This is a genomic window from Spirosoma sp. 209, assembly GCF_002006735.1.
In the GTDB taxonomy this organism is placed as follows: domain Bacteria; phylum Bacteroidota; class Bacteroidia; order Cytophagales; family Spirosomataceae; genus Spirosoma; species Spirosoma sordidisoli.
Map to the genome: position 1 here is coordinate 34,808 of NZ_MVEC01000004.1, position 12,501 is coordinate 47,308.

The following is a 12,501-nucleotide window of genomic DNA, read 5'->3' on the forward strand; positions in this document are numbered from 1 at the left end:
TGGGCACTGACTATCTGGGCCGCATGAATCCAGGGGGATACTAATGGGCTTGTCAAACATGACCTGTCAGACCGCTAAACCTAAAACCAAGCCTTATAAGTTGGCCGACGGTGAAGGGCTGTATCTTGAAATCTCTCCAAAGGGAACCAAGTTCTGGCGGCTCAAGTATCGACTTCACGGGAAAGAAAAGCGCGTTTCACTGGGTGCCTATCCCGCCGTTTCGATAGCGGATGCCCGGAAGGTCAAAGACGAAATGAAACAAGACATAAAAATTGGCCTTGATCCCGTCTTGAAACGACAACAAGCCGCTCAGCTGCAGGCTTTGGCCCAACAGGTCAATTTCAGATCGATGGCGATGGAATGGCACGGGAGGCAGATGCCCTTATGGAAGCCGAAACACGCCCAAATCATCAAGCACCGCTTTGAGAAATACGTCTTTCCGACCTTAGGCAACTTTCCACTCGCGGATATAAAGCCCGTGATGATGCTGAGCTGCCTGCAACAGATTGAAAAAACAGCCCCTGATCTGTCTCGTCGCATGAAGGCCGCCTGTAGCCATGTTTTTAAATATGCTATGGCGACGGGCCGGGCCGATAGAGATCCTACGTATGGCTTAGAAGCTGCCCTGAAGAAATTCAAGCGGGGCCATTACGCAGCCATTTCAGTCGATGATTTTCCGGACTTTCTTCGGTGCCTAATGAACTATCAGCCCTATATTCATCGACAAACGTTTCTGGCGCTCAAACTACTGCTACTGACGTTCGTGCGTACCGGCGAACTGGTGGAAGCCCGGTGGGATGAGATTAATTTCGACAAGGCGGTGTGGGTTATTCCGGCGGAGCGAATGAAGATGAACCTGCCGCATCTCGTTCCCTTAGCACAGCAGTCGCTGGCGATTCTTCGAGAGCTTCATGCATTGACTGCGCACCGGGGTTTTATTTTTCCGGGTTATTATAATCCGAAAAAGCCGATGAGCAAAAACACGATGCTGGTGGCCATTAAGCGGATGGGGTATAACGGCAAGATGACCGGCCACGGCGTTCGATCGTTGGCTTTGGGAATCCTCAAGGAAAAGTTGGGGTACTCGCATGATATTGCGGATAGGCAACTGGCGCACGTGCCTAAAAGCAGTGTGGATCGAGCCTATGACCGTGCCCAGTTCTTACCTCAACGTACTAAAATGATGCAGGACTACGCTAATTATATTGATCAGATCCTGTAGAATGATGTTCTCAATTTTATTGATTCGTGAAGAAAGCAACTACCTACTTTATGGACTTATTCACGGATACAAGGGCGGTCCTCTGCTTAAAAACCAGTTATTAAACGATATAGCACAATCCGGGACTCGTATCTAAAAAGTAAAATCCATAATTCTAACTAGATAAGAGTTGATCACTACCGACAGCGGAACGGAGTCAATGCGTTTATTTTCCTAAAATGACTTGGAACCGCAGGTGAAAATTTAGCTGGTTGTCATTTTCTTCAGCGAACGTATTTTGTGCCTGATAGGGTTGACTAGTGAAATCCGCTACTGCATCTAAGCTCACATGTCGGTTAAAAAAATATGCTAAACCCACGTTTCCACTATAAGTAACGCCGTTATGCGATGTTTTTCGCTCACCAGTATACCTAGTGAATAAATAACCAGCTCCGACTGACAAGTATGGACGGACTCGAGAATTAGTTAAGTAGAAACGAGCGAATGGAACAAGCCCGTAAGCTAGGGTAGTAGCTCGTTGATAGGGTTGGGATACCGGAATAGATTGCCATTCGATAGGTAAAGCGGTGCCGATGACAAGCTGTTTGGTCATGAATTTTCCACCAATTAAAGCTACATCGGCTGAGCTGACCCGTCTGATTCCTTGATTCAGCACCGGGATGTTTAGGCTGGCGACGTCAGTTCCTACAAGCCAATCTCCTTTCTGAGGTAGCTGCGCTAATACTGAGGTGCTCATCAATAACATAATCAATAATTTAGCCTTCATCGTAGTTTTGGTTTATAAAAGCGTTGGAATAAAGTTTATGAGCAAGTTGTTAAGGAGCAACATTAAGCAATATAACCTGTTCATGGTAAGCGGCTACAATTCCGTATCCCCCCTCGACATTACCAGACCGGGTTACGGGCTGTAAAAAAGCCTGCTCGATACCTTCACTATTTGGCAGTGTACGGTAATAGTTCCAGTAACTGTCAGTTACGCTACGAATTTGAAGGCGAACTTGGTCGCTTTGCCGTGTTGGGTCAATAAAATCAGATTGATTGTAGAAGTCCGGGACAACACCACTAAGCGACGAGCTAAAGCGAGCTATCAACTGTTGATTTACAGAACAGATATCCCGATAAAAAAAGGTTTCATTATCCCGACGAAACCCGCAGTTGTCTACCAGTCCGTCCGGTCGTAGCAGGTCCTCGACCAGTAGTTGAACGCGCCTGCCTTCAAAAAGACCTGTGACTTGAATGTTATACAGACCGGGTTGACCAGTCAGGTTTTGCAGATGAAGGCTCAGGACATAGTTTTGCGGTTTATCGATTACGGTACGAACAACACTGGGCGCAGGCGGTACCACCTCATCCCGACTGACGGCATCTGGAAAGCCAGGAGCAGTCAGGTATAGCCGATAGGCAGCCCCCGTGCGGGGTTTGCGTCCCAATGCCGACTCATAGGTGTTGTTGCGGGTGTAACGCAGCGTATCTATTGGCCGATTGTTTTCATAGACCACGACTGTAGCGGACGAAAACGTCGTGTCAAACAAAGTTTCTCCGGTCGGTGGGTAAGTGTGGTCAACACGCGCTGAGAAAGGACGATCGGGTGAAAACAACGCTTTCACCACAAACTGAGGGCCTTCAAAAGGCAGATCCAAGCTCACCTCTGGACGACATGAAATTAGTGTCATTAAGAGGTATAGTAGTAACCACCTCCCCTTTACGTTAGAAGCTTCTGGCAAACGAGACATAGGGCAATACGGGCAAAAAGGACTGTTGTGACAAGCGAGTCTGGTAGCCGATCAGCCGACTAACTCTTGGTCCTTCGGGAACATATATTCCCCGACGCTCAAGATTGATAAACAAAGGATTCTGCCGATTATACACATTCATTAAGCCAATGGTCCAGACTCGGCTATGCTGATCTGCTTTTATCTTTTTAAAACTGGCGCTTACATCCAGCCGGTGAAAAGCGGGTGCCTGGTAATTGTTGCGATTCCGGTAAACATAGTTCGGGTAATACGCTGATTCTGGATCGTAGAATAGAGACACAGGCACCGTTGCCGGTTGTCCCGATTGGTATTGCCAAACGGCTGATAAGGATAGGCGCTGGTTGGCTACGTAATTGACCGCAGCCGCCAGTACGTGCCGCCGGTCGAAGTTAGCCCGAAACCAAGCGCCTTCATTAATGGTTGCGAAGCGTCGTTTATTTTCGGAGAGAGTATAGGATAGCCAGCCATTAAGTCTTCCAGTTGGTTTGTGTAGGAAAAACTCTAGTCCGCGCACGTAGCCTATTCCATTTCGTTCGATGTTCTCCTGCCATAATTGATTAAACTCCGCCAATAGATCCGTACCCGTCGGCACATCAATTAAGTTTCGTAGCCACTTCTGGTAACCTTCGATACTCAGCCGCCATTGCCCATTAGCTAGGCTGCGGCTTAACCCAAGCGAAACCTGCCGAGCACTCTGGGGTGGCACCGCCGACGTAGCTGGCACCCAAACGTCATTAGGAAACCCAATCACGTTACTGGCGATCAGGTGAATAAACTGACGCATCTGACTATAGGATGTATTTAGAACGATGCTACCCGGTAATTGGAGTGTACCCGAAAAGCGCGGCTCTAGGGATAAATAGGTTTTGCCGTCAACGACGAACAGTACGGTGCGGACGCCCGCATTTAGCGCCAGTGGTCTAACTGGTTTCCACTCGTTTTCAAGGTAGACGGCCTGTTCCAGTGCCTGAATAGGTGGGTTAGAAGCTGGAGATTGGTCGGTGACCACATTTCTTCGTACAGATGAGGGTTGATACCGGTGAATAATGGATTCAACGCCGGTCCTTAATTCAAATCGTGGTGAGGCAAACCATTCAAATCCGGACCGCAGTGTCCAGTCACGTACGGACGAACTGATACCATTTTCACTGGTGAATTGTTGCACTCCGTCTTCGACTGTGAAGTTTTGGTAACCCGTCTGGTAGCGGTAATGGGAGTACGATAAAGCACTCGACCAAAACAAGTTTTGCCGGATTGTTTGGTCGTAGCGCATGGTTCCGGTCGTATTTCCCCAATTCAAGCCGAACTTTGAACGCTCCTGTTGATTACCATTCCAGCCATAATAGTTATCCTGCCCTCGAAAGAGACTGACAGAAAGTTTTCTTGAACTGTCCAAGGTAACGGTCAATTTTCCGTTCAGGTCATAAAGCCAATAGTTGAGATATGCTTCGGCTTTACCTTGGTTATAGCGAATGATGGATGGCAGCAAAAACAAGGTAATGTAGGAACTACGGGCTGAAAGCATGTATGTGACGGGTCGTTGCCACGTCCGATTAAGGGGCCCTTCTATCAAAAAACGCGAACTGAGCAGTCCGATGTTGATCTCCCGCTTCGACCGATACTGATTACCATCCCGCGTCGTTACATCAAGTACCGACGATAGTCGTCCCCCAAAACGGGCAGGGAAGGCTCCCTTGTACAATGTTACGTTTTTGACGGCATCCGAATTAAATGAAGAAGCAAAACCAAACAGGTGAGTTTGGTTGTAAAGCGTTGCTTCGTCGAGCCGGATCAAATTCTGATCCGGCGAACCGCCCCGCACCAGCAGACCTGCGGTTGCTTCATTGCCGACCGTCACACCCGGCGTCAACGCTAATGCTTTTACGACATCGGTTTCACCCAATGGCATGGGAACCTGTTTAAGCTGAGCCACTGGAATAGTCAGAATTCCCGGCTGCGGGTTATTCACCGGCACTTGACTGGCCACAACGGCTACTTCCTCAAGGGTATTGTCCTGCTCTATAAGCTTGACCGTTATCAGTGTGTTTTTCAGCGTGTCAACTAAAATTTGTTGTTTCTGATAGCCCACGTAGGAAACAGTCAGTACCATTTCGGATGCCGATTGCAGACTAAAATAGCCGGATTTATTGGTGATTGTGCTGGCGCCGTAGCGGCCTGCCTGAATAACAGCCCCGATCAATATTTCGCCTGTGGCTCTATCCTTAACGTATCCCATGAACGTACGCTTCTGGGCATACCCTACCTGGAAAGAAGCCAGCAAGATTATAAAAGATAGCAGCACATTACTCATGTGTCATTAATATGACTAGGGAACTGCGTTGCAACGCAGTTCCCTAGTAGGGCTTAAAACAAAAGTGTGATATTACAACTCAGGAAAGCACCTGTAGTAGCGGTGGCCGAATGGCCTGAACTTACATTGCTGTAGATCAGATCACAAACCAGGCCCTGACCCGGCACATCTTGGCAACTCGTCTCGGGGTATGATCTAGATATCTGATCGATATTGTCAATCCCGAAGTTGAAAGTATCAATAGTGTTGCCTCCCGTGATTGGCCTCCTGGTGACACTACCACTGATATTCAGCCTCGGAGCGTTGAGTTGGGTCCAGTAGGTACCAAAATTTCGTCTTTGGTGCTTGGTGTAGATCGTTAGGCTCTTGTAGAAAGTTCCTCCGGCTGCATTGTAAAACTCATAATCAATGTCACCCGCCATCCGGCGCTTATTACTGCCATCGAAATACTCTTGAATGCACGTTTGCGAGTCGGCACGTCTAGCTCCTGCTGAATTTTGGGGCTGGTGAGACACCGTTCCGTGTATGACATCGGAGCGGTTTAACCTACCGGCCATTACATCCGCAATTTTACTGGCAGAACGGTTTTTTACCAACTCAAATTGGTCCCGAGTAACATAGTAAGCATCATTACCGATGTATATCCAACCGTCCTTACTGACCAGGGTAGCCAAAATCGGATCAGTTATAGTACGGGCAATCTCTTTATCCTCACCCTTGACAATGATGGCCACATAGCTCTTGTAGGATTCTCCGATTCCTCGCATAGCGACTGATTCATTGTCGTGATCGGTCATCTGGTTAAAAGCCGTACGAACCGAAACAAATCCGTTAAACTTTTTCTCAAACTCGGCAAGTCTGTCCTGCTGTTGAGCGAGCAATTGAACCGTCTTATCGAATTTTTCTTTCGACGAAAACTTGAGTCGGCCATCGATCACTTGAACATCAGCAACTAGATCGTTTCCAACCATGGGCGCTGGGTCTAGGCTTACTGTCCTCTGACAACTAGCGATTGCCAGAACGGCCAACACTGTGAGTACTGATACACTTTTTTTCATTACCTTTGATTGTTTAATGGTTAAACATTAGACTTCTTTAAGAAGCCCTACGTCTGGTCGTCAAACTGTCGTAGGGCTTTCTTCTGTCAAAAATCTTGATTTAACTCGCATAAAGTCAAGCGATTACTATTGATTCTTACAATTATCATATAAAGTATTTTTTATCGGTGCTTTCCATCCAGGAAGTATTTCTACTTAATCTATATACAAATAACCACTTTTAGATAATTAAGAAGGGGTTAAAATGGCTGACATACTAAGCAATTCTATCTGTGTTAACTACACATTAATTTTGTTAACTTCTTGGAAGAATTATAGAGCTTTGTTCGTATAAAAATTTAACCAACCTAATACAAAAGTCTATTGAATCCCCAAGTTGATAAGATTGCTAAAACTTTCTGTCAGTGTAGTCGCAAATAGCCGTTTGGCTGATGCTCTGATTTGTCTGATATATTGCCGTTATTACTCGCGTCGTTTCATCTTTTTTATTGATACGTGAATTAGTCCGTAAAGACGTTTGCTCGCAGAAGTTGTCCAACTCTCTCAGAAGACGCATCGATCAGATATAAACTTTACAGACTTACTCACGGGTCAATAATCCTCATATAACGCGGTTTAACTGCTGTTATCGTATTAATCAAATGGTGCAGTAAGGCTGCAAATAATGCTTCTAGGTCAAAACATGGGATGGTGACTGTATAAGCCGAAAAGTGAAGCCGAATTATATTCTTCTCGCCGTCTGGGTCAAACTCTGCTTAGATCAAATACGCCTAGTTAAGAAACGCTTGTCTGTGGCCAGACAAGACATCGATTGCGTGCATACCCTGGCGCATGGTAATCACATGCCGATTACATTTGACAAGGTGGTCAAAACCATGGGGTCGTGTTGAAGGCAAGCCCTTACGTATATGGCTACGATGTTTTGTTGTAGTCAGTCTCTACCACCAGGCGTAAAGCCAGTTCTATCGGTATTTTCTCGACGGCTTTTCGAATAACGGCCCCGTAAGCATTTACCGATGGCCAGCCTAGAGCCTGTGCTTGGGAATCCAATGCAGGTGCCGTTAGGGTGATGTGCTGCCTTTTGGCTTTCTGAGCTAGCGTTTGCAGTTGCAGCACCAGGTCCTGAGCGGCAATATCCTGTCTGATAGACAGATCAACTAGTTTTTCCAGCAGCGCTTCCGGCGGATTTCGGCGGCCTGACCACCATGATTTGGTCGTGTCCACGTTGGTGCCCAAGAATAGGTGGCTTTCTCTTAGGGACAGTCCGCAACTTTGGGAAAACAACTTAAACAGAGAGGGCATGGAAGGCGAACTTGTGGCAGAGAGCGTATCGTATGCATTGTGTACACAAAACGTGTACACTTGTCAATCAAAAAGGGGAAAAACTGTTTGAGGCTGTATTCCCGAAAGCCGTCAGGCAAAGCTGGTCCTACAGTCAGTCTATCTGAGCGTTGAAAGCGATTCATAGCTTGCTACGCCATAAGTCGCTACTGCATTGTCATTGACCTGGTGGTTTTACCGCTTTTGATCCCGTTTATCCGTTCTTCTTTGTTATGGACCAAACCCCTTTTCGATTGACGGTAGGTATTTATTCCTTCTATCATGATTATATTCCTGCATTGCGCAGAGTGACTATAGTTCGATAGGGGGATGACATGCAGACGACAACTGAAACGCTGTTGGATCGAAAAGAGGCTGCCAGGTACCTCCGCATTTCACCCAATACCCTGGCCGTCTGGGACTGCACGAAACGTTATGACCTAAAGCCGCTCAAGGTGGGCCGGTCCGTCCGCTACCGCCGGTCGGAGCTAGATAAGTTCATTGAGCGCCAGCTTCAGCGGTAAATAAGCTCATTTATGCCCAACATCTTCTGAGGAGATCGCCCGTGAACATCGATCAGGCGAAAGCGGTAGCTATTGTCGATATTTTAGCCCGATTAGGCATTCATCCCAAACGAATAACGACCGGTAAAGCCCTGTACCTGTCACCCGTTCGTACCGAAAAAACACCCAGCTTTTGGGTCGATACCCAAACCAACCGCTGGCACGATTTCGGTGATGGCCGAGGAGGGGACGTTGTTGATCTGGTATCGGCCTATCTGCAATTCACGCGTGAGGCTCATACTGTGTCGGATGCATTGCGCTGGATGACTAATATGGGTGGTGCGACGTATGCAATGACACCTATTGACCGGCCCGATGAGCCGCCAGCTCATTCGGATGGATGGTTAGTCTTAAAATCAAAAAGAGCTATTCAGCACGTAGGACTGATTCATTATCTGGATAAGCGCGGTATCTCACTGCCAGTGGCCCGTCGCCATCTGCAAGAACTCCGCCTTCAGAATACCCGGACGAACAAGTATTTTACAGCCCTTGGTTTTCCCAATGAGGAAGGTGGTTATGAACTACGTAATCCTTTTTTCAAAGGCTGCTTGCGCCCCAAAGCCATCAGTTTCGTACGGGGCACGGTATCCAAACCAGCAGGCATTCACCTGTTTGAAGGATTCATGGATTACCTGTCTGCCACTTGCCAGTTACGGGGATGCAGTCTTGCCGATGATGCCATCATTCTCAATTCCTTAGCCTGTCTGAAACAGGCTATTCCTTACCTGCAAAACTATGGCTATCGCGTGGCGTACAGCTGGATGGACCATGATGACGCCGGAGCCAAAGCGACCGCCGTTCTAGCCGAGTTCTGCCAGACGCAGCGTGAGTTGCGCCATACACCCATGAACAAGGTGTATGCCCCGCACAAGGATGTCAACGCCTGGCATATGCACACGCTTGGCCTAAGCCTGTAGGAGGGACGCCCTTGAACCAGCTCAGCCTGCAATCCCTCTTCAGGGTCAACGAGATCGAGATCATCTACCGCAATCCGGTGCCCTATCAGGACCGCATTCAAATCCGACAATCCGCTACCGCCTATGAAATCCTGCGCGCCATGTGGGACATCAATCGCATGGAGCTGGTCGAAGAGTTCAAGATTTTACTTCTCGATCAGAAAAACAACTGCCTGGCCGTCTCTGATATTGCAAGCGGCGGCATGTCCGCCTGCCTGGCTGATCCCAGGGTCATCTTTGCCACGGCTTTGAAAGCCCGCGCTACCGGTCTGATCCTGGCCCACAATCACCCGAGTGGCAATCTTACGCCGTCCGAAGCGGACCAGGTCCTCACCCGCAAGCTCAAGGACGGCGGCAAGCTCCTCGATATTGCCGTGCTCGATCACCTGATCGTCACCCCGCACAGCTACCTGTCCTTTGCGGATGACGGGCTCATGCCCTAGGGCTAACGCTGGCGTCAGGTTGTCTGGATGGTGGTTATGACCGTCTGCCATTTGTGGGTGGGTTGTTCAGGGACGATACCCGGCCCGCTCCTTCCACCAACAATAATTTTCCCCAGCGCTTCGCGCTTTCCTCGCGAGCCAAAATTCTTGCTACGCGACATTCGCCGGTTCACTCGCTAGAAAGCCGGTTTTTTCTCTTACCCTAACCCACCAACCGATGGAGACTTCTTCATGACCACCCAACCTTCCAAACGACAAAACCGCAGCCCGAACAGCCACGAGGCCCCGCCCGCCCAAAACGATCTGTACGCCCGCGTGACGGGCAAGATCATGGCCGATCTGGAAAACGGCCATTTGACGTGGCGCAAGCCCTGGCAGGCCGAGCATATGGCCGGACACGTGATGCGTCCGCTGCGTTGGAACGACATTCCCTATCAGGGTGTCAATACGCTCCTGCTGTGGGGCACGGCGGCCGAGCAGGGCTATACATCGCCCTACTGGATGACCTACAGACAGGCGATCGAACTCAAAGCCAACGTCCGCAAGGGCGAGAAAGCGACCCAGATCGTCTATGCCGATAAATTCACGGTCGAAGACAAAAACGACAACGGCGAAACCGTTCTGAGCCAGATTCCTTTTCTCAAACCCTACGCCGTCTTCAACGCGGATCAAATCGACGGTTTGTCTGACGAGTTTTACAAGAAGCCGGAGCCGGTCAAAGCCGCTGCGCCCTCGCGCAATGCCCAGCTTGAAGCGTTTTTTGCCCAGACCAAGGCCGATATTCGTACCGGTTGGGACGCGTCCTATTTCATTACAATGGACCGGGTGCAGATGCCTCCGTTCGAGAGCTTCGAAAGTCCGGAGAGTTACTACGCGGTCCTGGCGCATGAGATCACGCACTGGACCCGCCATCCCAGTCGCTTGAACCGCGACCTGGGCCGTAAAGTGTACGGCGACGAAGGGTATGCCAAGGAAGAGCTGGTTGCCGAATTGGGGGCGTGTTTTCTAGCCGCTGACCTTGGTTTCGAGCCAATGCCGGAAGCCAGGCATGCCGCCTATATCCAATCCTGGCTGAAAGCCCTGCAGGACGATAAGCGCTTTATCTTCCAGGCGGCATCCCACGCGCAGAAAGCCGTCGAGTATCTGCACATCTTGCAACCGTCCTGATTGCAAAACCTGCTAACTGCGCAGCCGGGCAGATTCGTCTGCCCGGCTTTCTTTCATAAAGACTCATCCATATTTTGTCATTGACACTTGTAACGTTATATGTTACATTTGAGTGATGATCAAGAGCATTCAGCATAAGGGTTTACGGCTGTTTTATGAGCATGAGGACCCCTCAAAGCTGCCAGCCGCCCATGTTGACTATGATACGGAATATGCTAACTCGCTTAGACTTCGCCCAATCATTGAATGACATCGGACGCCCGGCTTTCGGTTGCATCCCTTGTCAGGGAATCTAAAGGGGTTTTATGCATGTTTGTAGGGAATGAAAAGAAAAAACCCTAATCATCTTGATTGGATTCCGCAGTTTAAAGTGCATAAATTATTATTGGAAATTCTATTGTTGCATACCACTGACCCCAGAGTGATATGTCTTACCATCTTTAGTGATTAAAACAGGACTCATTTCTCCACAGGCGTCGCTGAATGACCATATTAAACCACCTACTTCAGCGTTAAGCGCTATAATTGCTCCAGTTTTATTAGTGTAACAGAAACCCGCATTAACGTAGACCAAACCATTTGCAACAATTGGGCTTGATTTTATTTCATAAATACTAGCAATAGGTCGGTTACTTGGATCTGATTTATAAAGCCATTTTATTGTTCCCTTGGAGCTATCGAAGCAAAATAAGCGTCCTGTTGTTGAACCGATATATAGACAGTTATTGACAACAATCGGACTCGACACAAAATAACCATATCCTTCTGCATCTGGTATCTGATATTGCCATATTTTTTCTCCATTATTTGCGTTTAATGCATATATAATCTCGGAAAATGAACCAATAAACACTTTGTCGCCAGCTACTGTAGGACTTGATGTAACGGAGCCTTTAGTTTGAAAGTCCCATTTTTTCAAACCTGTATTTGCGTCTAAAGCGTAAATTTTCTTATCGGAACTGCCGATATAAACAGTACCATTAACAACTGCTGGACTTGAATTTATTATGCTCCCTCCCGTTGAATAATCCCATTTCTTACTACCTGTTTTAGCATCAACAGCATAAACTCTACCGTCTCCACCTCCTACATACAGTATATTGTTTACTACAGTAGGGCTTGATGTCGATGGAGAAATCTGGTCACTGACTTTACTACCAATCGATGTGGTCCAAATGATTTTTCCGTTGTTTGCGTCAATTGCATATAAATTACCTGTCTGAGCATAGATATATAGCAGGTCATCTACAATACATGGACTATTCGGAGAAGAGAAAACGGATGTTTTCCATATAGTTAATCCTGTATTTGCATTAAGTGCATAAATGCTTTCTGCACCAGCGACAAAAAGAATTCCTTTGTATAATAAGAAGCTAGTCCTATCTGTGGGGACAAAAAAATCGTCTCTTTTCCATACCAGTGTTCCCTTCTTAGGATCAAGGCAAAAAAGGGTATTTTTCCCCTTCCCATCATTACCCGATGTAAATAAATAGTCAGCGCTGACTACTACGCTAATAGAGTTCGTACCGCTAACATTAGAATTAGAAACAACAGGAGATGTATTGGATGGCGATGATGGTTTCTCCGATTCTTGTTGACACGAAAGAAATATAAAGGTTAAAAAATTAGCTAATATTAGCGCAATATTACTGTTGTACTTCATTTCTATGATTTTATTGAGATGCTCAACGGATAGATAGCAAAATG

At 47.6% G+C, this 12,501-nt stretch carries 11 protein-coding genes; 5 read left to right on the forward strand and 6 right to left on the reverse strand.

Annotated features, from left to right (window positions below; all coding sequences use genetic code 11):
- Positions 1 to 58: 58 nt before the first annotated feature.
- Positions 59 to 1,222: an integrase arm-type DNA-binding domain-containing protein gene (locus tag B1C80_RS07955; RefSeq protein WP_236648680.1), complete on the forward strand. Its 1,164-nt coding sequence runs from the start codon at positions 59 to 61 to the stop codon at positions 1,220 to 1,222.
- Between the two features lie 205 nt (positions 1,223 to 1,427).
- Here the strand turns inward: B1C80_RS07955 and B1C80_RS07960 are convergent, their stop codons facing one another.
- The 5 genes from B1C80_RS07960 to B1C80_RS07980 all read right to left on the reverse strand — a co-directional run bounded on the left by B1C80_RS07960 (position 1,428) and on the right by B1C80_RS07980 (position 7,647).
- Entirely contained in the window at positions 1,428 to 1,988 is a 561-nt protein-coding gene (locus B1C80_RS07960; protein ID WP_077920555.1) for an outer membrane beta-barrel protein, read from the reverse strand.
- Positions 1,989 to 2,037: 49 nt separating this feature from the next.
- A complete protein-coding gene (locus B1C80_RS07965; RefSeq protein WP_161492735.1) occupies positions 2,038 to 2,895 on the reverse strand; it encodes a DUF4249 domain-containing protein in 858 nt (285 codons plus the stop codon).
- 34 nt (positions 2,896 to 2,929) lie between these two features.
- Positions 2,930 to 5,257: a TonB-dependent siderophore receptor gene (locus B1C80_RS07970; RefSeq protein WP_236648681.1), complete on the reverse strand. Its 2,328-nt coding sequence runs from the start codon at positions 5,255 to 5,257 to the stop codon at positions 2,930 to 2,932.
- Between the two features lie 83 nt (positions 5,258 to 5,340).
- On the reverse strand, positions 5,341 to 6,345 hold the full coding sequence (locus tag B1C80_RS07975; protein ID WP_077920558.1) for a hypothetical protein: 1,005 nt from the start codon (positions 6,343 to 6,345) through the stop codon (positions 5,341 to 5,343).
- 912 nt (positions 6,346 to 7,257) lie between these two features.
- Positions 7,258 to 7,647, reverse strand: coding sequence for a hypothetical protein (locus tag B1C80_RS07980; protein WP_139361613.1), 390 nt, complete (start codon positions 7,645 to 7,647; stop codon positions 7,258 to 7,260).
- A gap of 353 nt (positions 7,648 to 8,000) precedes the next feature.
- Between B1C80_RS07980 and B1C80_RS07985 the strand changes: the two genes are divergently transcribed.
- The 4 genes from B1C80_RS07985 to B1C80_RS08000 all read left to right on the forward strand — a co-directional run bounded on the left by B1C80_RS07985 (position 8,001) and on the right by B1C80_RS08000 (position 10,794).
- The gene (locus tag B1C80_RS07985) at positions 8,001 to 8,189 is read left to right on the forward strand and encodes a helix-turn-helix domain-containing protein (RefSeq protein ID WP_077920560.1); all 189 of its coding nucleotides are present in this window, start codon (positions 8,001 to 8,003) and stop codon (positions 8,187 to 8,189) included.
- A gap of 41 nt (positions 8,190 to 8,230) precedes the next feature.
- The gene (locus tag B1C80_RS07990) at positions 8,231 to 9,145 is read left to right on the forward strand and encodes a toprim domain-containing protein (protein WP_077920561.1); all 915 of its coding nucleotides are present in this window, start codon (positions 8,231 to 8,233) and stop codon (positions 9,143 to 9,145) included.
- Positions 9,146 to 9,156: 11 nt separating this feature from the next.
- Positions 9,157 to 9,627, forward strand: coding sequence for a JAB domain-containing protein (locus B1C80_RS07995; protein ID WP_077920562.1), 471 nt, complete (start codon positions 9,157 to 9,159; stop codon positions 9,625 to 9,627).
- A 231-nt stretch (positions 9,628 to 9,858) separates the two neighbouring features.
- Positions 9,859 to 10,794 carry an ArdC family protein gene (locus B1C80_RS08000; protein WP_077920563.1) on the forward strand — a complete coding sequence of 312 codons (936 nt, stop codon included), beginning with the start codon at positions 9,859 to 9,861 and terminating at the stop codon, positions 10,792 to 10,794.
- A gap of 394 nt (positions 10,795 to 11,188) precedes the next feature.
- On the opposite strand, the gene B1C80_RS08005 is transcribed toward B1C80_RS08000, so the two are convergent.
- The gene (locus B1C80_RS08005) at positions 11,189 to 12,457 is read right to left on the reverse strand and encodes a PQQ-binding-like beta-propeller repeat protein (protein WP_077920564.1); all 1,269 of its coding nucleotides are present in this window, start codon (positions 12,455 to 12,457) and stop codon (positions 11,189 to 11,191) included.
- Positions 12,458 to 12,501: the final 44 nt, after the last annotated feature.